Source organism: Pseudoalteromonas sp. SWYJZ12, from assembly GCF_015864395.1.
Lineage (GTDB): Bacteria > Pseudomonadota > Gammaproteobacteria > Enterobacterales > Alteromonadaceae > Pseudoalteromonas > Pseudoalteromonas arctica.
Genome location: NZ_JADYXH010000003.1, coordinates 33,820 through 58,925 on the forward strand (window position 1 = coordinate 33,820; position 25,106 = coordinate 58,925).

The window sequence follows — 25,106 nt, forward strand, 5'->3', positions numbered from 1 at the left end:
GTATTGAAATTAAAAGTCCATTTCCCAATCTAGTTGGCACCATGGGTGCTCGTCATCAGCTAATATACTTTGTAATGTAGCAGCCGTATCATTTATTTTTTCAAATAAATCATGGCTAAAATTAAAGTCAGGGTTTGGCTCGCTGTACGTTTCTTGAGTTGTAATCTTTTGCCATATACACCGACCAACTACATAACTAGTTGCATATTCTTGCCAGCTAATAAATAAGGTTTGTGCCAGTTTTCCAATAGGCTTAAGGTAATGCCATGCTTCTTCTTCGGTTAAAAAATTAACGCTAACACCACAACGACATAAAAAAGCATAGCGGCCAATATCAAAAGCTCTAATACCACAACGAGCCAGTGAGAATTTATGTATTCCTGCCCAGTCCGACATAATACCTATAGGCGTATTTTGATAGGCAGTAGATTTATTCTCAATGTAGTATCTTGCTAATAAATCATTTCTGGTGAGTTCAGCCATACAACTCATGAAAACTTGGCTATTTGATGTGTTATAAAAAACATTTAAAGTTTCAATTAATTCTTCTTTTGTTGTAACGCCATAAGCATTACCTAAAATACTTAAATTACCGTTAGCAACTGACTCGTCAGTGTAGTTTTTATTGTGATGCTTTAAGGTATTCAATGAATAGCCATTTTGCATTGAAAGGTGGCCTGAGAGGCTAATAAGCCATAATTTTTGTTCTGAACTTAAGGTCGCATCATCCGCAACTACACAAGGCACTTCACTTTGATTGTGCATCTACAATCTCCTTTGTTGTTTGCAGTTTTAGGCATATCTCATTGTAATTAGGATGCATTGGTTGTCCATGTTCAACGAGCTTTTCACAACACTCCACTGCAAATTCAAGTGAGTATATCCCAAGCCTCTGATGTCCGTATTTATCTGCGGCTAATATTAATATAGGTATTGCTGCATCATATTGCTCTAAGGCAGCTAGCGATCGCCCTTTGTAATAGTAGGTTTGAGGTAAATTAGAAAACTCGCTAATCGTGATGTTTGCGAGCTTAATACAGGTATCAAAATCATCTATATCAAAAGCTATGTGAATAAACTTTAAGCTCCAACTTGGTTGGTGTGTGATTTTTGGCATAGCTTGCTTAATCGCATAAATAGCGGCTTGTTTTATTTGCTTCACAATCACTTTATCTTCGAAGTTTGCCAATTTAGCCATTAACGCATGTAGCATTGCCCAAGCATATTGCTGTTTATAGTCTAAATCAGCATAGAGGCTGTAACCCATGGGTTTATTGGGTTTTCCATCATGATCAGTCGCTGGAAGATCTAATGTTTTGAGTTCTAATTGTGAGTATATATTCTCTTGTACAGAGCCTAGCACGCGAGGGGTTTTATAAAACTTGTTAGGAGATGGTTGTATTTTTTTTGCGATAGTTTCCATTATCAAATTGAAATCAATTGAGTCTGGGCAATATATAAATAAATCAACCAGTAGTGGCCAAGGATCTACCTGTTTTTGTAAATGTAGATTAATAAAGGCGATAAAAACGTCAAATGCTTCATCTAAGCGTTCTAGCTTAGCAAGGCATAAAGCCTGTAAATAATTGCAATCAGCGTGAAAAATTAGAGGGTATGTTTGAGTCGTTATTAAAGCATCTTTGTAGCGACCATTTTCAAATTGTAACGTCGCTATTTTAAGAGCGTTACTTTCCTCATTTTTTTTAAGATCTTTTATGTAGTATCGACGGGCGATAATCAAAGCAGAGCGAAGGTCTATATCCTCAGGGCTAGTATAAAAATAAGAGTTTAAATACGTATATGCTTTTTCATAATTTTTAAGGTGCAAATAACACAGACCAATCTCTTTAGTCATATTCATCGCATAAAAACTTTTCATAAGTTCTCGCTGCGCAAGATAAATAGTGAGTGCTATATCATAGTTTTTAAGCTTAAATTCTGCGTGTGCTTGTAAATCTCGCAGCTGATCTATGCTTGCATCTGTAGGCTCTGGCAATGAGGCAAGTAACTTACTAATTTCTGTGTATGCACCCAATGTCCATAAATAGTTAGCAACATAAAGATAAAGTGACTCGTCATTATAAAATACCAAATTAATTCGCTGCATAAGCGTAATTAGCTGCTCAGCTGTAAGCTTAGAATATATACATTGCTCTTCTATTAAGTTACGTAACTGAAGATGCTGCTGCAGCTGTTCAAAGCTGATATTGTGATCAATGTTAGATAGGGCATCGATTCGCAGTGGTAGGCTCTGAATATAATGATGCAGTGCAATAGCAAGTTCACGGTAGTGATTATTTTTATTGGTTACTAACTCACTAGAGATTTTCATACTCTCATCTAAAAATTTAAATACCGTGGCAGATAAAAAGTAATTCTCTGAAAAGAAATCAATTAAAGTAAATGAGACTTGCTGACTTTGATCGATATCCCAAAATAATGGCGACGAAAATAATAACTTCCATTGTTCAACATCGCTGCGAGATAACACATTACAATATAATTCATTGAGTGCTACTTGCAGCTCTGAAATAGAGCGAACACAATTTAACTCGATAGGTTGAGGCTTAACTATTTCAACTTCTGTAGGTGCGGGAGAGGGCTCTTTTTTATCAAAAAATGACTCGTTAATAACGCCTTTTTTTTCGTGCTCATCTTCAAATACTTGATTGGGTGCTTTGTCTTCATTTTTAGCAGGTCGTTTAGCCTCTTTAATAGCTAACTCATATGCTTTTCGTAAATCTTTAAACTCTTCGGGAAACTCTGTTGGCGATGTTTTTTTTAGAATCTCTGTATAAGCGAGTTTAATAAGGCGTTTATCTGTTGTGGCTTCAATGCCTAATATTTTCCAATGGTTCATTACTTCACTCTTAATTTAATGCATGTAATTTTTTAACTGAAACTATTTTTTATTAGCTAACTTTAATAACTAACTTTAATAGCTAATTTTAATAGCTAATTTTAATAACTAATTTTAATAGCTAAGATAGCGCTTTATATTTTCGATCATACGCTCTATTTTGTGGTTATCGTGTGTTTCTAACACTTCCATAAATTGACCAATCGCCTCGCCAATCTCTCGCCTTTTATCGCCTAGATTTTCTTGGAATAAACGCTCTAACTTTGCTTTAAATGCAGTATTTACAAGTTTGTCTTTAGGCAAAACCTTAAGTGCGTTAAGTCGTGAAAAACGTTCACGTAACTCACTTTCACTCAAGCTTTCTTCATTTTCGCCTACATAAGTGCGGTATTTTTTGTCACTTGCAACATTAGTCACTTCAACCTCAAGTACACCATTAAGATCGTAGGTATATGTTAAATATAACTCTTGTATTATATTTAACGGCTCAAGATTTATTTCTAAATCGCCTAAAAACACATTATCTTTAGGGAGATAATGTTCACCCTGATAAATTTTAATGAGTACTTTTTCTTGTTCAGGGTGAGCTGAATAAACAGAACGAGTTTCGCTTACAGGAATCGTCGCGTTACGTTCTATAATAGGCAAAAACTCAGACTGACCATGTTTGTTATTTACCTCCACGCCTAAAGTGAATGGGCAAACATCAGTCATTATTACGTCTTTCAATTCTTTAGCACGTGCGCTCATACCTGCCTGAATTGCAGCACCAGTAGCGATAGCATGATCAGGGTTATATTGAGTTTGCGGTATACGTGAAAACACACGGCTAATTTGCTGTTGAAAAATAGGCATACGCGTAGCGCCGCCAACAAGAATAAGTCCATCAACGTCTTCAAGTGTTAAGCCAGCGTCAGACATCGCACGGTTAATAGGAAACTTAATTCGCTCAATTAACTCGCTACACAATGTACGATAATCTTCCAGAGTGAGGGTATATGAATACGTTTTTTCTTTATATTCAAAATTAAAGCTGGCTGTTGACTCGTTAGTTAATTGGCACTTTAAACGCTCGCACAGCGACCAAATATTACGTAGTTCACTATCTGAGAAAAAACCTTTGTACAAATCGTTTTTCTTATAAAGATCTTCTTCAATAACGTTAGTAAAGTCGTTACCGCCTAAGTAGTTATCACCCGATGAGGCGTGTATTTCAAATATGTCGTTAAATACCTCAATAACCGACACATCAAATGTACCGCCACCAAGGTCCAGTACTAAGTAAGTTTGCTCACAGTCTTTATTATCGAGCCCATAAGCGAGTGCTGCGGCTGTGGGTTCATTAAGTAATCGCTCAACTTTAAGGCCTGCAAGTAAAGCCGCTTGTTGCGTTGCTTGACGTTGTTTATTGTTAAAATAGGCCGGTACCGAAATAACGGCTTCAGTAATAGGCTCTTGTAAATAATGTTCGGCTTGCTCTTTTAGGCTTTTTAATAAAATGGCTGATAGTTCAGTTGCGCTATAATCTTGCTCGCCCAATGAAAAGGTTTTATCAGTGCCCATAAAACGTTTAAATTCACAAATTGTGTGTGCGGGGTGGGTTGCTAATCGATCCCTAGCGGCTTGGCCTACAAGAATATAATTATCTTCCGACAAGCCAACAATTGAAGGAACGAGCACATTACCCTCCATATCTGGAATTAACTTAACCGCGTTATCTTGCCATATTCCCACTACGCTATGAGTTGTACCGAGATCTATCCCTATTTTCATTTTATTTCCCTTACTGAATGACTTAAATCATCGCTATGCTAAGTTACTTAATACAGAGCCTTAAATTCAACTTAGTTTTGCACCGACGTAATTATACAGTTTAATTAAAAACCTATTATTAATATCTGATTGAAAATTATACGCTTAACTTTATTTTATTAAAATAGGTAGCGGTTCTTGATGAGAGCAAAGAGGTCTTTAAAAGAATACATATTGGAGAGGTGCAAGCAGATTAGTATTAAGGTTGATAACAAAAAAATATGGATCTAGATATAGAGTATTATCGAATTGCTGGAAGTAAAGTTTACTGATGGTTAGGTTTAGATTAACGAAAATTGTTATTTTTAAAGGAATTAATTGGTCGGTATGGAGAGATTCGAACTCTCGACCCCTGCCACCCCATGACAGTGCGCTACCAAGCTGCGCCACATACCGATTTGTATGCAATAGTACGTGTATTTTTTTAAAAATCAATAAGCGATTGTTTGTTTGGGTGTTTATTACGCAAGAGACCTAAAAAGGCACTCTTGCGGTGTATTAATTGGCTAGTCTTTATTTAACCACTTTTTGATCGAGTCATACATCTCATCTCGTATTAATGGCTGAGCTTTTTTGTTAGGGTGTAAACTATCGTTTTGCATTAGCTCAGGTTGACCAGCAACATCGAGCATAAAAAAGTTCATTAAATGCGCATTTGTCTCTTCGCTAACGCGCGAAAAAGTGTCTGTAAACATTTTGCTGTAACGCGGACCGTAATTAGGGGGAATGTAAATCTCCATTAAGGCGGTCATCGCATTAGCTGCTTGGCTTTTTTGAATAAGAGACGTTAAGTTAGTTTGCATTTTTTTGACAGGAAAACCACGTAAACCGTCATTAGCACCTAGCTCAATAAGTACATGAGTGGGTTCGTATTGCTCAAGCAATGCATCTAAACGGCGTAGGGCTCCACCAGATGTTTCGCCACTAATACTGGCGTTGATAAGTTCAATGTCGGCTTGTTCGTCATCGTATTTATCTTGTAACAATTTTACCCAGCCTTCTTCTTGTTGAAGTCCGTAGGCTGCGCTTAAACTGTCACCGAGTATTAAAATCGTGTTGTCGGCTGCTGCGCTCAGCGGTTTGATAACTAAAAATAAAATGAATACTAAACGAAGGATTGAATGAGTCATATGTCAGCGCTTTCTCAATTAAATATAATTCAGGTTAATGGTTTGTCTAAAGTAGTCTCTACCTTTGAAGGTGAGCTGCCCATCCTCAGCGACATCAGCTTTAATGTCAAGCATGGCGAGTCTGTTGCTATTGTTGGCACGTCGGGCTCTGGTAAATCAACGTTACTCAGTTTATTAGCAGGGCTTGATACCGCAAGCAGCGGCGAAATATTTTTAGATGGCGAGCCATTACACAATTTAGATGAAGAAGAGCGTGCTGCACTGCGCGCGGCTAAAATTGGATTTGTGTTTCAATCGTTTATGTTAGTACAAAGCTTAACTGCACTTGAAAACGTTATGCTACCAGCAGAGCTTGCTGGTGAAAGTGATGCAAAAGAGCAAGCAATTGCATTACTTGAAAAAGTAGGCTTGAGCCATCGAATTGATCATTACCCGTCGCAACTCTCTGGCGGTGAACAGCAACGTGTTGCTATTGCGCGAGCATTTATTGGTACACCTAAAATACTGTTTGCTGATGAGCCTTCGGCTAACTTAGACAGCAAAAACGGTAAAATGATTGAGTCGTTATTATTTGATTTAAACACGCAACACGGCACTACGCTTATTTTGGTGACTCACGATGAAGGGCTTGCACAAAAATGTGAGCACATTATTCAAATAGAGGCGGGTTTACTAGTAAAAAGCCAAGTAGAGGACGTTGCTAATGTGGGTTAAGTTAGCGCTTAAGTTATTTTCGCGAGAATTTCGCCGTGGTGAGCTAACAGTTATAAGCGCAGCTATTGCCCTTGCTGTTTTAACCGTGCTTACACTGTCTATGGTTACTGAGCGAATAGGGCAAAGTATTGCGCAAAAAAGCAGTGCTTTTATTGCAGCAGACCGTGTACTTGCAAGCGATCATGTTCTCGACACTGCTTTTATTACTCAAGCACAGAGCCAAAATTTAAAAACGGCGCAAATGGTGTACTTCGACACTATGTTGTTTGCCGATGATGAAATGCAGTTTAGCTCAGTAAAAGCGGCATCTAATGCGTACCCGCTAAAAGGGCAGTTAAAAGTTAAAGATACCTTAACAGGTGAAACTAAAGTTGCTAATAGCGGGCCAACGCCTGGTAATGTGTGGCTAAGTGAATCAGTATTTTACAGTTTAAACATTGATATAGGCGCGCAAGTAGAGCTTGGTGCTGCATTATTTAATGTTTCAAAAGTTATTGTAGAAGAGCCCGATGCGCCATTTAATGTATTTTCGAGCAGCCGCCGCGTGCTTATTAATATTGACGATGTGGCAAAAACCGAAGTTGTGCAGCCAGGTAGTCGTGTTTATTATCGCCAACTTTATGCAGGTAGTGAGGCCGATATAAATAGCTTTTACGAGTGGCTTAAACCACAAATGAAAGAAAACCAACAATGGTACGGCGTTAAAGACCGTCAATCACCTATTTCAAATAGTTTAAACCGTGCAGAGAGCTTTTTATTACTTGCCGGCCTATTAGGTATTATTTTAGCCGCAGTGGCTATAGCCGTTTCAGCAAAACGTTATTGTGAACGCCAATACGACCCAGTAGCGATGATGAAAACGCTAGGCGGTAGCCGTTCAATGATCCGTAAAATATACATGCTCCATTTATTGCTTGTATGTGCAATGGCGGTAAGTATTGGGCTGTTAATTGGTTATGGCTTGCAAGAAATAGCAACAAGTTACTTATCAAAAAGTATGGGCACAGAGCTACCTTTAGGTGGCTTTAAACCTTGGCTGGTGGCTATAAGTACTGGCGTAATTTGTGCCGTTATGTTTTCTATTAAACCGTTATTTGATTTATTTGATATTCCACCGCTTAGAGTGCTGCGCCGTAACTTAGGTGACAAGTTGGCAATAAGTCGTGTGCATTTAGGAATGAGTGCGCTAACCGTGTTTTTATTAATGTGGTTATTTAGTAACAACATAAAAATAACGCTTATTTTGTTTGCCTCAACGCTTGCGCTAATTGGTGTGTTGTTTTTGATATCTAAATTAATATTTGGTGGCGGTCGAAAGCTTGGCTTAAAACCTGGTAACAGTTGGTCGCTTGCAATTGCGTCTATTCAAAAGCGTGCAAATGTGAACGCGGTACAGTTAATTAGTTTTTCATTAGCGATTAAGTTACTGCTGTTTTTAGTGGTACTTAAAAACGACATGATATCTGATTGGCAATCGCAACTTCCTGCCGATGCGCCTAATGCGTTTTTAGTTAATATTACGCAAAATGAGCTTGAGCCAATTAATGAGTATTTAGCACAAAAAGATATTCAGGTATCAGAGTTTTATCCCACTATTCGTGGACGCGTAAATGCGGTAAACGGCGAGTTGGTAGCACGTTCTGTATCGCTGCAAGACAACGAGAAAAAAGACGAAGAAGCACGTGCAGGTATTGGCCGTGAGCTAAACCTTACATGGCTTAAAGATGTGCCTGACCAAAATGAAGTTACACAAGGCACGTGGTTTGGTGAAAATGCGATGGCTGAAGCCTCAGTAGAGGAGTCGATGCTTGAGCGTTTAGATGTTGAGATAGGCGATACGCTTACATTTTTAATTGGTTCGCAGTCATTCGACGCTAAAATCACCAGTGTGCGCAAAGTTAATTGGGCCACGCTTAAACCTAACTTTTTTATTATTTTAAGCCCAGATGTACTTGCAGATTTTCCGGCAACGTATATTTCGTCGGTACGTATAAACCCAAATCAAAAGCGTGATTTTAGCCAGTTATTGCGTACTTACCCTACTATTACAGCGATTGATATTGATAACTTTGTTAAGCAAATACAAACAACTATTTCGCAAGTATCACTCGCCATTGGCTTTGTACTTGCAATTGTTGTGCTGTGTGGCGCGCTTGTACTTATATCGCAAGTGCAAGCTAGTTTAGGTGAGCGTATGCAAGAAATTGTAATACTGCGAACGCTTGGCGCTAAAAGCCGATTAATTAAAAACGCGACCTTGTACGAGTTTTTATTACTCGGCGGTTTAGCTGGCTTAGTTGCTGCATTTTTTAGTGATATAGCGCTTTTAATTGTGCAGCAACAAATGTTTGATTTAGCAGGTAAGTTACATCCGCATATATGGATTATTGGTCCGGTAGCTGGCGGTGTATTTGTGGCTGGTTTAGGCTATTTAATGATTGCCCGAACACTTAAACAAAATACCCAAGGATTAGTGCGTGCCCTAGGGTAAGCTTAAACTAACATGCTCCTTCAAATACCCACCTAACACGTGGGCATTTTTGTTTTTCTTTGTACTGGTAATTTATACAGTGCTCTGGCATTATTAGCGTAATTTAAAAATAATAACAATGGAGTGCTGTTTGGCCATTATTTTAGGGATCGATCCTGGTTCACGTTTGACCGGATATGGCGTTGTTGCCCACCAAGGTTCTAAATTTACATACTTAGGCAGTGGTTGTATTAAGTTAGCCGATCATCCTTTTCCGGTTAGGCTTAAAATGATCTATCAAGGCATTACACAGCTTATTGAGCAGTTTTCGCCAGAAACCTTTGCCATTGAAAAAGTATTTATGGCGCATAACCCCGATTCTGCTTTAAAGCTTGGCCAAGCTAGAGGCGCTGCTATTGTAGGCGCTGCAATGGCCGACTTGCCCGTATTTGAATATTCAGCTAGGCAAATTAAGCAAGCAGTAGTAGGTAACGGTGGTGCAGATAAAACTCAAGTGCAACACATGGTAAAAAATATTTTAAAACTACCAGGTACGCCACAGGCCGATGCAGCTGATGCACTCGCTATTGCGATTTGCCACGCTCACTCAGAACAAAATTTAATTAAACTAGCGGGTAGCGCAAGCAAAACCGTTAGAGGACGATTAAGGAAATAACTATGATAGGCCGCTTAAATGGTATTTTAGTCGAAAAACAGCCACCAGAAATATTACTCGAAGTAAGTGGTGTCGGTTACGAAGTACAAATGCCAATGACCTGTTTTTACGATTTACCAAAAATTGGTGAAAACGCGATTGTTTATACGCACTTTGTAGTGCGTGAAGATGCTCAATTATTATTTGGTTTTAATAATAAAGTTGAACGCGCCTTGTTTAGAGAGCTATTAAAAGCAAATGGCGTTGGTCCAAAACTTGGCTTAGCTATTTTATCGGGCATGTCGGCAAAGCAATTTGTAAGCTGTGTAAATAACGAAGACTCAACGTCGCTAGTTAAATTACCCGGTGTAGGTAAAAAAACAGCCGAGCGTTTAGTACTCGAAATGAAAGACAGATTAAAAGATTGGGGTAATGATTTATTTACGCCATTTAGCGACAGCGCATTAATAGAGCCAATGAGCGATGCGACAATAGCTAATAACGCAGCCGATGATGCCGTATCGGCACTGCTTGCATTAGGTTATAAATTGCCACAAGCTCAAAAAGCAGTAAAATCGATAAGCAAACCCGATATGTCTACTGAGGTTCTTATTAGAGAATCTTTAAAATCAATGTTGTGAGTAACCCATGATTGAAGCGGATCGCTTAATTGATGCGACTGAAAAAACAAATGAAGACTCTATAGATCGTGCAATAAGACCAAAACTTTTAGCCGACTACAGAGGCCAGCCTCATGTTAAGCAGCAAATGGAAATTTTTATTGAAGCTGCTCGAACCCGTGGTGAAGCGCTCGATCATTTATTAATATTTGGCCCACCAGGGCTTGGTAAAACCACGCTTGCAAATATCGTTGCCAACGAATTACACGTGAGTATTAAAACAACATCCGGCCCTGTACTTGAAAAAGCAGGCGATTTAGCTGCGTTACTTACTAATTTAGAAGAAGGCGATGTACTGTTTATTGATGAAATACACAGGCTAAGCCCGCAAGTTGAAGAAATACTGTATCCAGCAATGGAAGACTACCAGCTTGATATAATGATTGGCGAAGGCCCAGCTGCGCGTTCTATTAAATTAGACTTACCTGCATTTACGCTTATTGGTGCCACTACGCGAGCAGGCTCACTTACATCGCCACTACGTGACCGTTTTGGTATTGTGCAGCGATTAGAGTTTTATTCTGTAGAAGATTTGTCGCACATAGTAGGGCGCTCTGCACATTATCTTGGTTTAGAAATGTGTGACGACGGCGCAACCGAAATTGCACAACGTTCACGTGGTACACCACGTATTGCAAACCGTTTATTACGCCGTGTACGCGATTACACACAGGTAAAATCTGACGGTACAGTAAATGCCGAAGTAGCTAAGCAAGCGCTTGATATGATTGACGTAGATAAAAGTGGTTTTGATTATATGGATCGCAAATATTTACTCGCCATAATTGAAAAATTTATGGGCGGCCCAGTAGGGCTCGACAATGTAGCTGCAGCTATTGGTGAAGAGCGTGAAACAATAGAAGATGTAATAGAGCCGTTTTTAATTCAGCAAGGATTTATTCAGCGCACACCACGTGGGCGAATAGTGTCAGACAGCGCATACCATCACTTTGGTTTACTTCCTAAAAAAGACTAGCCTATATACTTTACTTGCTGTGGTTTATTGCACAGCAGGTAATTGACTTAGTATCGCTTTCTTTCAAATATTTATACAGGCTGGCATTTCACCTAAAACCTCAGCACACTGTTGCAAGTGTTACTTAAAAATTTATGCGCTTTATGGTTAACTGTTAATTCACAGGGCGTTAAGACTCGCGAAGCTATCCTGCGTACCATTCAAACTAGTAACCGAATTACTTATTGTAAAATAGGTAGGGCAATTATTAGTTTATAAATAATACCAATCTGCTTATATATGGGGTCTACTTAACGTTAAGAAAATTACGCTAGAACTAGGCAAAAGTTTTTGTATCTAGTTGTTCTAAATAAAAAATTTTTAACGACGTTAAATTGATCAAAGATTTATGCAGGTTGGTATAAAATATGTAGCGCACTAAATTGCAGGCAAAAAAAAGCCCGCAAAAAATGCGGGCAAACAACAAGTTGAAGGAAGTAATCCAGGGAACTACGTTTTACTAAATTTGGTTTTATCCAGAAAGAGTAAAACAATGTAATACGATAAAATATCCTATTACTAAGAACTTGGCTTAATGAAACTATCTCATTCAGTGCGCTAGCTCGGTATGGGAGAATAATACGTAAGTTTACTTTTTTGTTCAAACTAGAAAATTTGTATTTTCAGATTAGAAAAACTAATTCGGTGAATTTTATTGTTGTTTGAATCTTGCGCGTTAATTAATCGTTAAATTTATAAGTTAATGAAATTTATAGTTTAAGTAATTTCTTTTGATGTGACTCGGTATTAGTTTTACTATTACGTGAAGGTAAGGCTTATAGGTTTTGAGTGTTTATGCTCTTATTTTGAATAAACGGCGCATTTTATGACGTTTTACTTGTATATTTACGCATATTTATAGTTAGCGAGTTTATTTAAAAGATTAAATAAAATACTGAGGCAAAGGGAAATGCCAACTAAAGCTGTTTTTTAACGTTTTTTGTTGCCTATTCATAGCAATACCGTTGTCAGCTTGAAATGGACTAGATACACTAGATGCAACTTTTGACCGTATAAACGGTCATATTTACACAAATTAACCGTATTTTGAAATTACTTAGGAGTTTAACGTGGGATCAGGGCTTAATTTTTTAGATCTAATTTTAGAAGCAAGCTTGCTTGTTCAGTTAGTGATGTTAGGGCTAGTTGCCATGTCTGTAATGTCGTGGACAATTATATTTCAGCGTAAAAAAGCAATATCAGATGCACTATCAAATGCTAAGAAATTTGAGCAAAAGTTTTGGTCGGGTATCGACTTAAGTAAATTGTATAACGAAATATCGTCACGCAGCGGTCAGTCTCAAGGTATTGAAGCTTTATTTACTTCAGGCTTTAAAGAATTTGCTCGTCATAAAAAGAATACATTTCAAAGTGCGAGTATTGTTATGGAAGGGACGCATCGTTCTATGCGTGTTGCGCTTTCTCGTGAAATTGAAAAAATTGAATCTAGCTTATCGTTTTTAGCAACGGTAGGTTCTATTAGTCCATACATCGGTTTGTTTGGTACAGTGTGGGGTATTATGAATGCCTTTATTGCACTAGGTGAAGTTAAGCAAGCTACATTACAAATGGTAGCACCCGGTATAGCAGAGGCACTTATTGCGACTGCTATGGGTTTATTCGCGGCAATTCCGGCCGTTATTGCTTATAACCGCTTTTCAAACAGTGTTGAAAAGCTTGAGTCTCACTATATTAACTTTATGGAAGAGTTTGCTAATATTTTACACCGTCAAGCAGCTACACAAATAGAGGCACAAGCGAATGTATCAGCGTAAAAAGCGCCGTCCGGTCGCAGAAATTAATGTAGTACCTTACATTGATGTAATGTTGGTATTACTTATTATATTTATGGCAACAGCACCGCTTATTACACACGGTGTAAAAGTTGATTTACCTAAAATGGAAGAGTCTGATTTAGTTGATACTAAAGATACTCCTCCCATTATTGCTTCAATTGATGCAGAGGGTAAATATTATGTAAGCGTAGGTACTGATCCTGAAGAGCCTATGGAAGCACTTGATGTTGCTGCGGTTATAAAATTACAGTTAATGAAAAACCCTGACGTGCCAGTTATGATTAAAGGCTCGGGTAAGGTGTCGTATCAAGAAGTATTATTACTAATGGATTTTTTGAAAAATGCAGGCGTACCATCAGTAGGATTAATGACTGAATCCTTTGAGGGGAAGTAGCTGTATGAATAGTTCAGTAGTAAAATCGATAGTACTTCATTTAGGAATTGGTGGTTTTTTGTATGCGTCTGCAAACATTCATCCGCCAGCACCTAAAGTAATGGAAGTAACGCTTAATTCGGCTATACCTACGCCAGATAAAGCAGTATCAGCCGTTACAGTTGATCAAAAACAAGTTGAGCAAAAAATTGCTGAACTTCAAAAGAAAGAAAAAGATAAAAAAAGTGCTGAAGACAAACGTATCCGCGATTTAGAACGCAGAGCGGCCAATGCACGTAAGCAACGCGAATCTGAATCTAGGCATATTAAAAAGCTAGAGCAAGAACGTAAAGCTAAAGAAAAAGAAACAGCCGAGGCGCAAGCGCAAGCTAAAAAAGCACGTGCCATTGAGCAAAAAGAGCGCGCTAAAGCTAAGCAAGCTGAAAAGCAAAAGCAAGAAGCTGAAAGTGCAGCAAAAGCTGCTGCTGATAAGCGTAAAACCGAAGAAGACGCACTTAAAAAAGCAGAAGCTGAACGTAAAAAACGTGAAGAGGAAGCAAAAGAGCGTGCAGCCGAGGCAGAACGTAAACGCCAGCAAGCAATGCAAGAGCAAATGTTACAAGAGCAACTTGCCAAAGAGCAGGCTGCCCGTAGTAAAATACGTCAACAACAAGTGGTAAGCGAAGTTGATAAGTACCGTGCATTAATTATGGCGCGTATTCAGCAAAACTTATTGATTGATGAAAAAATGAAAAACCAACAGTGCCGAGTAAATATTCGTTTAGGTTTTAATGGTTTAGTAACGCAAGTTAAATCATTAGGTGGCGATAAGTTGGTATGTGAAGCTGCATTAAGAGCAGTGCGCATGGCCGACACATTACCGGTATCTAAAGATAAAGACGTATTCGAACAACTTAAGAATATTAATTTAACAATCAAGCCAGAATTTTAAAGGAATGATATGTTCAACAAAATAAAAATAGCCTGTTTAGTTTTACTGTTTGGGTTTGTGGGTGTTGCTAATGCAGCACTTGAAATTGTAATAACTGAGGGTGTAGACGGTGCAAGGCCCATTGCTATAGTACCTTTTAAGTACCAAGGTGTTGGCCCAATCCCTGAAAAATTAAGCAGTGTTATTGCTGCCGATTTAATGCGCAGTGGTAAATTTAAACCTGTAGATGTAGCGCAAATGCCACAACAGCCAACCAAAGATAGCGAAATTGATTACGCATCTTGGGTTAATAAAGGTGTGGAAGCGATATTAGTGGGCGAAGTTGAGCAGCAAACTGATGGGCGTTACTTAGTGCGTTATGAGTTAGTTGACGTGATCCGCGGCCAAATTACCGGTGGCAACACACAAATGATGAGTAATGGTAAGCTAGTTAAAAGCCAAGATCATATTTTGGAAGCGCGTGAAAGTGTTATTGGTGAAAGTGGTTTTCGCCGTTACTCTCATCGAATCAGTGACGTTATTTATGAAAGATTGACTGGTGAAAAAGGCGCATTTTTAACTAAAATTGCCTATGTAATAGTACGTGATAATGACCCTAAGCCTTATCAGTTGGTTGTTGCCGATTACGATGGTTTTAATGAGCAGGTATTACTTCGCTCAAAAGAGCCGTTAATGTCGCCAGCATGGTCACCAGATGGCACTAAACTAGCGTATGTAACGTTTGAAAATCGTCAAAGCCAAATTTACATTCAAGACATTTACACAGGTAAACGCGAAATAATAGCAAGTTACCGTGGTATTAATGGTGCGCCTCAGTTTTCGCCAGATGGTAAAAAGCTACTTTTAGTGCTTTCTAAGGATAAAACGGGTGCAACAGAGATTTATATGCTTGACTTAGCTACACGTAAAGAAACACGCTTAACAAATCACCGCAGCATAGATACTGAACCATCGTGGCATCCAAATGGTCAAGATATAGTATTTACATCTGAAAGGGGTGGTAATGCTCAGATTTATAAGTTAAATTTAAAAACAGGCAGGTCACAACGACTTACCTTTGATGGCGATATGAACCTTGCGGGTTCTATATCACCAGATGGAAAAGAATTAGTGATGGTTAACCGTACCAACGGGCAGTACCATCTTGCTAAGAAAGAGCTGGCTACAGGTGCGTTTCAAGTATTAACAAGAACACGCCTAGATGAATCACCGAGCATAGCGCCAAATGGTTCGATGATTATATATAGCACGCTTCATAATAATAAACAGGTACTTGCGCTAGTATCGATGGACGGCCGCTTTAAAGCACGGTTACCTGTGCTAGACGGACAAGTAAAGGCACCAGCTTGGTCGCCATACTTACAGTAATATTACTGGTTTACTCAAAATAGGAATCTACTCAATGCAACTTAACAAAATACTTAAAGGCCTGCTAATTGCTGTGCCAGTAATGGCATTAGCAGCTTGTAGCTCATCTTCAGATATTGACGAAGGTGCTGCAAACCAATCAAACCAAGGTGTTGTTGAGCAATCAATGAATACTGATACGGTTGAAGTAGCGACAATTTCTCCAGAACAACAAGCAGAAGAGCAACTTCGTCAAAAGTACGAAGCACTTCGTCAAGAGCAAGTAATCTACTTCGATTTTGATACTGCAACAGTTGAAAGCAAGTACGCAGACTTACTTCGTGCACATGCTGAGTTTTTAGTTCAAAACTCATCTGTTAAAGTACTAATTGAAGGCCACGCAGATGAGCGCGGTACTCCAGAGTACAATATTGCACTAGGTGAGCACCGTGGACAAGCAGTTGAAAAATACCTATTAAGTTTAGGTGTTTCAGCTAGCCAAATGTCAGTGGTAAGCTACGGTGAAGAGAAGCCAATGGTTAAGTCTCGCACTGAATCAGCTTTCGCTAAAAACCGCCGTGCGGTACTAGTTTACTAAGATAAGAGATATTATGAAGCCGAAAATTATTTTGGCAGCCATGATATTGAGCGGGAGCACCCAGTTAATGGCTGCTCCCGCTCCTGTTTCAGAAGCTGCAAGTTCACAATCAAGTATTGAGAAGCGATTAGCGTCGCTTGAAAATATGATGCAGTCGCGTAACTTTTTACAAGTAGAGTTACAGCAACAGCTTAATTTGTTGCAAGACGAAGTAAGTCAAATTCGCGGTGTAACCGAAGAGCAAAGCTACAAGCTTGAAAAAGTACTGCAGCGCCAGCGTGAGTTATATCAAGAAATTGAAAACCGCGTGAGCCAGGCTTATACACAGCCAGCAGCAGCTCCCGCAACTGATTACACGCAACAAAGCAATGCACAGACCTATAGCAGTGACTTATCTGAAAATGAAGCCTATGAGCGCGCTGTCGCGTTAATAATGAAAGATAAACGCTATGACCAAGCGATTCCTGAATTTCAAACGTTTTTAACTACCTACCCAAACTCTGTCTATGCGTCTAATGCGCATTATTGGTTAGGGCAGTTGCTTACTATTAAAAATGATGGTGTAAAAGCAGTAGAGCACTTTAAAGTCGTTGTGAACGAATTTCCAAATTCTAATAAACGCCCAGATGCGATGCTAAAGTTAGGCACACTTTTACAAGATCAAGGTTCAGCGGCGCAAGCGCAAAAAATATTGAGCGATCTTATCAATCAATACCCAAGTACAACCGCTGCAAAACTAGCAACTGATCGTTTAGGAAACTAAAGTTCACTAGCGATTAAATTTCTAGTTAGGGCGAGCAAACTACATGGAAACTCTCGAAGAATCTTGGATTTGCATGTAGTTTGAGCACAAACGGTTTAATTTTGTGCATCTAGACATAAAAACTTAAAAAAAGAGACAATTTCGGTTGCACTCATTTTATAAATAAGTATTATAAGCGCCCGCAGCAAACGAATGGTTACCCCACTCGAAATGCGACAAAAAGAGCGGGTTATTAGCTCAGTTGGTAGAGCAGTTGACTTTTAATCAATTGGTCGATGGTTCAAATCCATCATAACCCACCATTCTTTGAGTTGTTTTAATCGGCGGATTTACGTAAGTTTATTCAAAATGAATAAGCGCATCAGAGCGGGTCATTAGCTCAGTTGGTAGAGCAGTTGACTTTTAATCAATTGGTCGATGGTTCAAATCCATCATGACCCACCATTCTTTATTCCTTGTGAATAATGTTTGGCATCAATCGGCGGATTTACGCAGGCTTTAACTTAGAAATAAGTTAGCAACTGGAACGGGTTATTAGCTCAGTTGGTAGAGCAGTTGACTTTTAATCAATTGGTCGATGGTTCAAATCCATCATAACCCACCATTCTATGAAAGTTTTAATCGGCGGATTTACGCAGCTTTTTACAAAGCAGATTTATATTAGAGCGGGTCATTAGCTCAGTTGGTAGAGCAGTTGACTTTTAATCAATTGGTCGATGGTTCAAATCCATCATGACCCACCACTCTCTAATACTTTCCTTTATATTCTTTTTTAAATTCCCATTCTATTTTTTATAAACAGCTTAACTAGTTTGCTGTTATTTATGTTTATATTCTCGTATAATTCGCCCTAATTAATGCACTGTAGATAAGTGGTCGAGAACATGAGTCTAGCTCAAACTATTATGCCTGAAGGTTATATTTTCCCCCCTAAGCCAGCACCGTTAACAAATGACGAGCAAGGCGAATATAAAGCGCGTATAAAACAATTACTAAAAGATAAAAATGCAGTACTTGTTGCACATTATTATACCGATCCTGAAATTCAAGCACTTGCAGAAGAAACCGGCGGCTGCGTTGCCGATTCGCTAGAAATGGCACGTTTTGGTGCACGTCACGATGCAGATATGATCATCGTCGCGGGCGTGAAATTTATGGGCGAAACAGCCAAAATTTTAACGCCAAATAAAACGGTTGTTATGCCAACGCTTGAAGCGACGTGTTCGTTAGATATTGGTTGCCCGATAGACGAGTTCTCAGCGTTTTGTGATGAGCACCCTGACCGTAAAGTGGTTGTGTATGCAAACACCTCTACCGCAGTTAAGGCGCGTGCAGATTGGATTGTAACCTCATCATGTGCACTTGAAATAGTAGAGCACCTTGATGAGCAAGGCGAAAAAATTATTTGGGGCCCAGATAAGCACCTTGGTAGTTATATTCAAAAAAATACCGGTGCTGATATGCTTATGTGGAATGGTGCATGTATCGTACATGATGAATTTAAAACTAAAGCCTTAAAAGATATGAAAGCACTGCACCCAGATGCAGGCGTATTAGTTCATCCTGAGTCACCAGCAGAAATAGTTGCACTTGCCGATTCGGTTGGATCTACAAGCCAATTGATCAAAGCAGCTCAAACAATGGACAATAAAAAGTTTATTGTAGCAACCGATCGCGGCATCTTTTATAAAATGCAGCAACTATGTCCAGATAAAGAGTTTTTTGCGGCTCCAACGGCAGGTGAGGGCGCTTCATGTAAAAGTTGCGCACATTGCCCTTGGATGGCAATGAATGGCTTAAAAGCGATTGAGGAAGCCCTCATAAGCCCTAAAGGTAAAGAAGTATTCGTTGATATGGATTTACGCGAAGGCGCACTTAAGTCACTTAATCGCATGCTTGAATTTACTGCGAGCATGGCTAAGTAATTTTAAAAGTATAAATTAAAACGGTTAGGTCTTAGATTTAGCCGTTTTTTGTGCCTATAGATAAGCTATTGCTTGATAAGTAAGCATTTAAAGGCTCATATTTAAAAATGCCTTGCACCTTAAGGGTCTATTTCATACTATAGCGCGCTGTTGCATTACACAATTGCAGCACTGTGGAGGGATGGCTGAGTGGCTGAAGGCGCACGCCTGGAAAGTGTGTTTAGGTTTATCCCTAACGAGGGTTCGAATCCCTCTCCCTCCACCATTATTCTTAGAACCCAGTTACTAATATCGAAAGGTATTAGTAACTGGGTTTTTTAATGCCTTCGCAATGACTAACTATTAACTAAATAGAGTGTTGATAACATGCTTACAAGCTCATGTTTTTCAATTGGCTTAGAAACGTAACCATCAAATAACTGCCTGTATATTTCTTTTTGCTCTGTAAAAACATTAGCGGTTAACGCGATAACAATTTGTTCGTTATTAAGCGCCTTAATTTTTTTACATGCCTGAAGACCATCCATTTTAGGCATTTGAATGTCCATAAAAATAATGTCTGGCTTGTGTGACTCGTATAATGAGATTGCTTCTAACCCATTGTTGGCAATAATAATGGTGGCTTTTGTAGGCTCAAGCATCGCAGATGCAACAAGCTGATTTATTTTATTATCTTCAGCTAATAAAATAGTTTTTCCAGATAGGTCAGGAAGCTCAACATTTTTTGTTATTAATGTGCTTTCATCAATCTGTGCTTGTTTTAATGGTAAGTACACATAAAACTGACTACCTGAATCTAATTGGCTTGTTACTTTAATTTCGCCATTCATTAAACCTATTAGTGATTTAGTAATAGGTAAGCCAAGACCTGTACCGCCATATTCACGCGTAGTTGATTGCTCTGCTTGTTCAAAGCGCTCAAACAATCGCTCTATAGCCTGCTCAGAAATTCCAATTCCGGTGTCTGATATACAACAACATATTTTATTTTCGTCGGTTAGCCTAAACGTTACTGTAACGCCACCTTGCGACGTAAACTTAATCGCATTAGATATTAGGTTTAAAAATATCTGTCTGAGTCTAACGGGGTCGCCTACCCAATACTTATGCTCAATATTAATTATAAATTTGAGATATATATTTTTATCACTGGCTTGCAGGCCAAGATCAGACTCTAAGTGGTGAATAAGCTCAAAAAGGTCGAATGATTTATATTCTAATGAAAGCTTCCCAGCTTCAATTTTAGAAAAGTCGAGGATATCATTAATAATAGTGGTGAGTGAGCGGGTCGAATAAAGTGATTTTTTTAAATACTCTTTTGATTTTTCATTCAATGGCTGCTCTTGCAGTAACTGTAATGTACCTAGTATGCCATTCATAGGTGTGCGTATTTCGTGACTCATATTTGCTAAAAATTCAGATTTAGCTTGTGATGCCTGTTCAGCTAATTCTTTAGCATGTCCGAGAGCTTGTTCGTGATTAATTTGTTCGGTCAAATCGTATGCTACACCCAAATAGCCAACAATTTCATTTTCGTTATTTAATAAAGAGGTAACACTTATATTAACTTGTATGTGCTCGCCTGTAGAAGAAATGTATGTCCACTGATTGATATCAGGCTCTGTAGAAGTTGCTTTTAAGATAAACACTTCAAAACCAGGGAAAACAGGTTCATTTAACTCTGCACTAAGCTGTTTGGCTTTTTTTATAATTTCTTCTTTTAAATGAAAAATACCCGGGTTTTCAATTCCAATAACGTCTTGCGCTTTATAGCCTAATAACTTCTCAGAGGCGGGATTAAACAAAGTAATTAAGCCATTTATGTCGGTCGCAATAATAGAGTAACTGGCACTGTTTAAAATACTTTGTTGAAGCATACTTATATCGGCAATTTCTTTAGTGCGTAATTTTACTTCTTTTTCTAATTTTAAATTTGTTTGCTGCAGCATATGCTTATTTTGTTTAGCTTTGATAATTCTTCGCTGTGTTCTTTGTGCTCTACGGTAAAAAAACAGCTGAATTATTAAAGTTATCAACATACAAATAAGGGTATAAAAAACACCATTGACAATAGCTTGATATTTACTCGGTAAGTGTAGTGATTCAATAAATGTGTCTGAAGCACTAAGTGTGATTTCCCATGTTCTTCCCATCACTTTAATTACTTTATTTAACTGATAATCAGCCGAGTTGCTTTTAATGCCGTAGCTAAAAAAGTCAGTTTTAACGTTGTTACCTATGTCGCTAATGACTAGCTTATTTTCATCAGCTTGGGAAAGAGAGTCTAAAATATTGTTTATTAATAAAGGGGAGTAAGTCCATCCAATTAATTGCTCTAAACGCTGGGTTTTATCAGTTGGAATACTAATATTTTTATAAACTGGTAGTAAAATTAAAAAGCCTTGTTGCGATTTGTTATCCGCTTGGATTAACGTAATAGGCGCCGATAATTGAACTTGGTTATTAATTGCAGAATTTAATGCTGCTTTTTTACGTGTACTTTCCGATGCAATATCGAGCCCTAGAGCCCGTGAATTACTTTGCTCAGGAAATATGTACTGAATAATAAAGTGCTCATCACTTTCGTTAGCTAGTTTATTTAGTTTGAATATTTGGTTAGGTCGATCGGATTTTGCAGTTTTTAAGAATTGAGCTAAGTTTTCGGCATTCACTTTTCTTATAAAGCCAATACCATTTGCTCCAGGGAATTCTTGGGCGTAGTTGCGACTGTTAGAGTAATTAGAAATTGTTTGGTAGCTTAAATTATTAACGCCAATGCCGTGTATAAATCCTTTTAAACCGTATAGCCCATATTTATATAAGGCGAATCTGCTAGTAACGCCTGTTGAGAGTGAAGAAAGGCGGTTGTTGAGGGCTTCATTTATTTTGTTATTAACAGCATCTTGATGCGCAGCGTGGGCAAAGTAAGTTAATACAATACCACTGATGAAAAAAATAGCATGAGTAAGCACCGAGATTAATAACCTTTTACTAACCGGTCGTCCTGAAAACATTAACTCATCCTTTATTATTAATATACTGACAGTATATCTGTTTTATCATCGAAATAAATATAGCACTTATTATTCAGGATACAACTTTGTTATTAATTAGAATATATATATTTTATAAAGGTTTAGAGTGGATGTAATATAAAAAGTTGATTTTACTCACCAAGATAAGACGAACATGTATATAAATATAATAATTTTTATGTTTTTTGCTACTTTATAGCGAACAACAAAAGTATTAGCTAAAGGTGATGATTTTTATATTTATCGATTTTTTAGTGAATATTAGGTGCTCAAAAAACAACGGATAGCTTTTAGTTTTTGCTTATAACTTTACTTTGTTAAGTTTAAATAAAGTAAAATTTAACCAATATTATGACGCTTTTAAAGGGAACTATCGGTATAGGTACGAGCGAGCAAGAGACAATGCTCACCTTACTTTTATAATTCATCCGAAACAAAACAAACACTTAATATTTTATAATATGAAAATTAAAACATTAAAAACTTATATTGTTCTATATTTTAGTAGCGTGAAAGAAAACGTGATTACTTAAAATGTAATTACCTTATGACATGGTTACCGTGTAGGTCGAAAAAATACACGCTGCTATGCACTGCACAGTTAAAACTTAAACAAAACAAGGTAACGGAGATAACTATGGCTCACCGAGTATCTAAATTACTTGCGGCAACAGGCGCAGTATTAACATGTATTTCTATTCCTTCGTATGCCGCTGTTAATGGGCTGACAGAACAAGATGAATTTAATATAAAACTTAGATCAATTTATTTTGACCGTGACTACGATAACGACGCAAGTGACGATTCAACTTTTGCTCAAGGTATAGAGCTCAATTACACATCGGGTTATATAAACGATTTAGTGAGTGTGGGTGTATCGACTTACACCGTGATGGATATTAATTCTACGGGTTCAGCCGCAGGTAATATTTTGCCAGCAGGTAATGAGAGCGGTGGAGTTGACGATAGCTTTTCTAAATTTGGACAATATTTTTTAGATTTTAAATTGGGCAACAACGGTCACGTTAAAGTAGGTGGGCAAAAAACCAAAAGTATGTTGCTTAAAAGCTCTGGGAGTCGGGCTATTCCTAATACTTTTAGAGGCGTTTTTGGCGATTACAAAATTGGTAACACTAAATTATACGGTTACGTTTACGATAAATGGAGCCGTCGACACGATGATAGATGGGAAGACTTTTCTACCGATCAATCGGCAACTGGTGCTATTAGCGTAATTTGGGGCGTAGGTGCTACGCATAAAAAAGACAATCTAATATTAGAGGCTGAATATTTAAATTCGCACAATTATTTAAGTAAAATCGGATTAAAAATCAGTTACGACATTAAGCTTGAGCAAAGTAAGTTAACCCTTTCAACTGGCATATTTACCTCACAAGATGATGGTGATTTATTTGTAACAGGCGCAGAGGGCGGAGATTTAGATGATGAAGATACATCTGGTGCATTAACAGGTTTAACTAAAAGTGAAAACGATGGATTTGCCTATTACCTAGATGCTGATTGGAAAAAAGATATTTGGAGTGTAGGTGCGGCATTTACTAAAGTAAGTGATGCTTGGATTGAAGATAATTTCAGTGGCGACCATGGTACAAACCCATTTCCAACTCGCTCATTAATTGGTGCCGATTTAACAAACCAAAATGAAACATCATGGCAAGCTCGTTTAGGAATTGATTTGAAAGCAGTATCGCCTGGCTTAACAACTAAATTTTACTACACAGACGGCAGCGATGCTGAAAACTCTGCATTGGGTAAGTTAGGTGGTACAGCCGACGAAAAATATTGGGCTGTAGATACTCGCTATAAAGTTGAGAAAATAAAAGGCTTGAGCTTACGTTGGTTATTTGTAGATTATACAACCGAAAAATCAGGCAGTGTTGATGGTGTTAAAGGCGATAGAGCTGACCATCGAGTTTATGTAGATTACACTATTAAATTTTAACATGACTTTTAATAAGCCAATGCAAATTTTATGCATTGGTTTTGTTTCCTTTTTTCATTATCTTTATGATAAAACTAACAAATCAATAATAAAAATTAAGCTAATATATGTTTTCTCTTCAACAGTGGCAATCACAGGGTCAATTTACTCAAATTAGTGGCCATCAAATTTTTACTAAAACAGCTGGTGATATAACTAAGCCTGCGCTGCTTTTAATACATGGCTTTCCAAGTGCTAGTTGGGACTGGGAAGGTATGTGGCAAACCCTTAGTGAACATTATTTTGTAATTACACTCGATATGCTAGGTTTTGGTTTGTCAGATAAACCTAAAAATGCAGGCTATAAAATTACTGAACAAGCCGACTTATATACTCAATTTTTAAAAACGTTAAATATTAATGATATACATATTTTAGCTCATGACTATGGCGATACTGTGGCTCAAGAGTTATTAGCAAGGCAAGTCGTTAGCCAAAGTGACTTTAAAATAAACAGTGTGTGCTTTTTAAATGGTGGGTTATTTCCTGAGGTGCATAAACCCTTATTTATACAAAAGCTTTTACTTTCAAAGCTAGGTTGGATAGTGCCAAAATTAATGAATAAACAAAAATTTGCCAATAATCTACTTACTATTTTTGGTAAAAGTACACCGCCTTCAAAACAAGTGGTAGACACACTTTGGGAGCTGCTAATTTATAAAGATGGCTTAGCCGTAATGCCCAAACTCATTAGTTATATAAAGCAGAGGCAGCAAAACCGAGCACGCTGGGTTGGTGCCATCATAAATAGCAATATACCACTTACGTTTATAGCAGGTGCAGAAGACCCCATCTCTGGTAAGCATATGATTGAGCATTATAAAAAGCTTATTCCCAATGCGCGCGTACAAGAGTTTGTAGAGCTTGGGCATTATCCGCAAGTAGAAAATCCAGATGCAATTACACAGGCTTATTTGAATTTTAGATATTGCCAATAAAAACGCGGCTACTAAATTAAGTGCCGCGTTTATAAATTTTA

19 protein-coding genes and 6 tRNA genes are annotated in these 25,106 nt (G+C 38.0%); 19 read left to right on the forward strand and 6 right to left on the reverse strand.

Going from position 1 to position 25,106, the window contains the following annotated elements; genetic code table 11:
• Positions 1 to 9: 9 nt before the first annotated feature.
• From I6F42_RS04580 to I6F42_RS04600, 5 genes are all read right to left on the reverse strand, one after another.
• Positions 10 to 765: a DUF1266 domain-containing protein gene (locus tag I6F42_RS04580; RefSeq protein ID WP_010554030.1), complete on the reverse strand. Its 756-nt coding sequence runs from the start codon at positions 763 to 765 to the stop codon at positions 10 to 12.
• Positions 749 to 2,860: a CDC27 family protein gene (locus tag I6F42_RS04585; protein ID WP_197151194.1), complete on the reverse strand. Its 2,112-nt coding sequence runs from the start codon at positions 2,858 to 2,860 to the stop codon at positions 749 to 751. The genes I6F42_RS04580 and I6F42_RS04585 overlap by 17 nt, the downstream gene beginning before the upstream one ends.
• A gap of 114 nt (positions 2,861 to 2,974) precedes the next feature.
• The gene (locus tag I6F42_RS04590) at positions 2,975 to 4,633 is read right to left on the reverse strand and encodes an Hsp70 family protein (RefSeq protein WP_010554032.1); all 1,659 of its coding nucleotides are present in this window, start codon (positions 4,631 to 4,633) and stop codon (positions 2,975 to 2,977) included.
• 358 nt (positions 4,634 to 4,991) lie between these two features.
• Positions 4,992 to 5,068 (reverse strand) — tRNA-Pro (locus tag I6F42_RS04595).
• Positions 5,069 to 5,178: 110 nt separating this feature from the next.
• Entirely contained in the window at positions 5,179 to 5,802 is a 624-nt protein-coding gene (locus I6F42_RS04600) for an arylesterase (RefSeq protein ID WP_007580376.1), read from the reverse strand.
• On the opposite strand from I6F42_RS04600, the gene I6F42_RS04605 reads away from it, so the two are divergent.
• From I6F42_RS04605 to I6F42_RS04685, 17 genes are all read left to right on the forward strand, one after another.
• Entirely contained in the window at positions 5,803 to 6,516 is a 714-nt protein-coding gene (locus I6F42_RS04605; RefSeq protein ID WP_008137049.1) for an ABC transporter ATP-binding protein, read from the forward strand. It begins immediately after the preceding gene.
• Positions 6,506 to 9,007, forward strand: a complete 2,502-nt coding sequence (locus tag I6F42_RS04610) for an FtsX-like permease family protein (RefSeq protein WP_197151195.1) — start codon at positions 6,506 to 6,508, stop codon at positions 9,005 to 9,007. The genes I6F42_RS04605 and I6F42_RS04610 overlap by 11 nt, the downstream gene beginning before the upstream one ends.
• A 130-nt stretch (positions 9,008 to 9,137) precedes the next feature.
• On the forward strand, positions 9,138 to 9,662 hold the full coding sequence (gene ruvC / locus I6F42_RS04615) for a crossover junction endodeoxyribonuclease RuvC (protein WP_002960649.1): 525 nt from the start codon (positions 9,138 to 9,140) through the stop codon (positions 9,660 to 9,662).
• 2 nt (positions 9,663 to 9,664) lie between these two features.
• Positions 9,665 to 10,282: a Holliday junction branch migration protein RuvA gene (gene ruvA / locus I6F42_RS04620; RefSeq protein WP_197151196.1), complete on the forward strand. Its 618-nt coding sequence runs from the start codon at positions 9,665 to 9,667 to the stop codon at positions 10,280 to 10,282.
• Positions 10,283 to 10,289: 7 nt separating this feature from the next.
• The gene (gene ruvB, locus I6F42_RS04625; RefSeq protein ID WP_007580382.1) at positions 10,290 to 11,297 is read left to right on the forward strand and encodes a Holliday junction branch migration DNA helicase RuvB; all 1,008 of its coding nucleotides are present in this window, start codon (positions 10,290 to 10,292) and stop codon (positions 11,295 to 11,297) included.
• Positions 11,298 to 12,406: 1,109 nt separating this feature from the next.
• Positions 12,407 to 13,111, forward strand: a complete 705-nt coding sequence (tolQ, locus tag I6F42_RS04630; protein WP_007580384.1) for a protein TolQ — start codon at positions 12,407 to 12,409, stop codon at positions 13,109 to 13,111.
• Positions 13,098 to 13,526 carry a protein TolR gene (gene tolR, locus I6F42_RS04635; protein ID WP_007580386.1) on the forward strand — a complete coding sequence of 143 codons (429 nt, stop codon included), beginning with the start codon at positions 13,098 to 13,100 and terminating at the stop codon, positions 13,524 to 13,526. Before tolQ ends, tolR begins: the two co-directional genes overlap by 14 nt.
• Positions 13,527 to 13,530: 4 nt before the next feature.
• Positions 13,531 to 14,457, forward strand: coding sequence for a cell envelope integrity protein TolA (gene tolA / locus I6F42_RS04640; RefSeq protein WP_007580388.1), 927 nt, complete (start codon positions 13,531 to 13,533; stop codon positions 14,455 to 14,457).
• A 9-nt stretch (positions 14,458 to 14,466) separates the two neighbouring features.
• Positions 14,467 to 15,825: a Tol-Pal system beta propeller repeat protein TolB gene (gene tolB, locus I6F42_RS04645; protein WP_010554039.1), complete on the forward strand. Its 1,359-nt coding sequence runs from the start codon at positions 14,467 to 14,469 to the stop codon at positions 15,823 to 15,825.
• 34 nt (positions 15,826 to 15,859) lie between these two features.
• Positions 15,860 to 16,402: a peptidoglycan-associated lipoprotein Pal gene (pal, locus tag I6F42_RS04650; RefSeq protein ID WP_010554040.1), complete on the forward strand. Its 543-nt coding sequence runs from the start codon at positions 15,860 to 15,862 to the stop codon at positions 16,400 to 16,402.
• Between the two features lie 13 nt (positions 16,403 to 16,415).
• Positions 16,416 to 17,165 (forward strand): tol-pal system protein YbgF, encoded by a 750-nt coding sequence (ybgF, locus tag I6F42_RS04655; protein ID WP_197151200.1) that lies wholly within the window; start codon positions 16,416 to 16,418, stop codon positions 17,163 to 17,165.
• A 226-nt stretch (positions 17,166 to 17,391) separates the two neighbouring features.
• Positions 17,392 to 17,467: transfer RNA gene (locus tag I6F42_RS04660), tRNA-Lys, on the forward strand.
• A 66-nt stretch (positions 17,468 to 17,533) separates the two neighbouring features.
• Positions 17,534 to 17,609 (forward strand) — tRNA-Lys (locus I6F42_RS04665).
• Positions 17,610 to 17,693: 84 nt separating this feature from the next.
• Positions 17,694 to 17,769: transfer RNA gene (locus I6F42_RS04670), tRNA-Lys, on the forward strand.
• A 63-nt stretch (positions 17,770 to 17,832) separates the two neighbouring features.
• A tRNA-Lys gene (locus I6F42_RS04675) sits at positions 17,833 to 17,908 on the forward strand.
• A 141-nt stretch (positions 17,909 to 18,049) separates the two neighbouring features.
• Positions 18,050 to 19,090 carry a quinolinate synthase NadA gene (gene nadA / locus I6F42_RS04680; protein ID WP_007580396.1) on the forward strand — a complete coding sequence of 347 codons (1,041 nt, stop codon included), beginning with the start codon at positions 18,050 to 18,052 and terminating at the stop codon, positions 19,088 to 19,090.
• Between the two features lie 175 nt (positions 19,091 to 19,265).
• Positions 19,266 to 19,355, forward strand: a tRNA-Ser gene (locus tag I6F42_RS04685).
• A 70-nt stretch (positions 19,356 to 19,425) separates the two neighbouring features.
• Here the strand turns inward: I6F42_RS04685 and I6F42_RS04690 are convergent.
• On the reverse strand, positions 19,426 to 22,104 hold the full coding sequence (locus I6F42_RS04690) for a CHASE domain-containing protein (protein ID WP_197151203.1): 2,679 nt from the start codon (positions 22,102 to 22,104) through the stop codon (positions 19,426 to 19,428).
• Between the two features lie 658 nt (positions 22,105 to 22,762).
• Between I6F42_RS04690 and I6F42_RS04695 the strand changes: the two genes are divergently transcribed.
• Both I6F42_RS04695 and I6F42_RS04700 read left to right on the forward strand, forming a co-directional pair.
• The gene (locus I6F42_RS04695; protein WP_169043456.1) at positions 22,763 to 24,088 is read left to right on the forward strand and encodes an OprD family outer membrane porin; all 1,326 of its coding nucleotides are present in this window, start codon (positions 22,763 to 22,765) and stop codon (positions 24,086 to 24,088) included.
• Positions 24,089 to 24,195: 107 nt separating this feature from the next.
• Positions 24,196 to 25,065, forward strand: a complete 870-nt coding sequence (locus I6F42_RS04700) for an alpha/beta fold hydrolase (RefSeq protein WP_169043457.1) — start codon at positions 24,196 to 24,198, stop codon at positions 25,063 to 25,065.
• Positions 25,066 to 25,106: the final 41 nt, after the last annotated feature.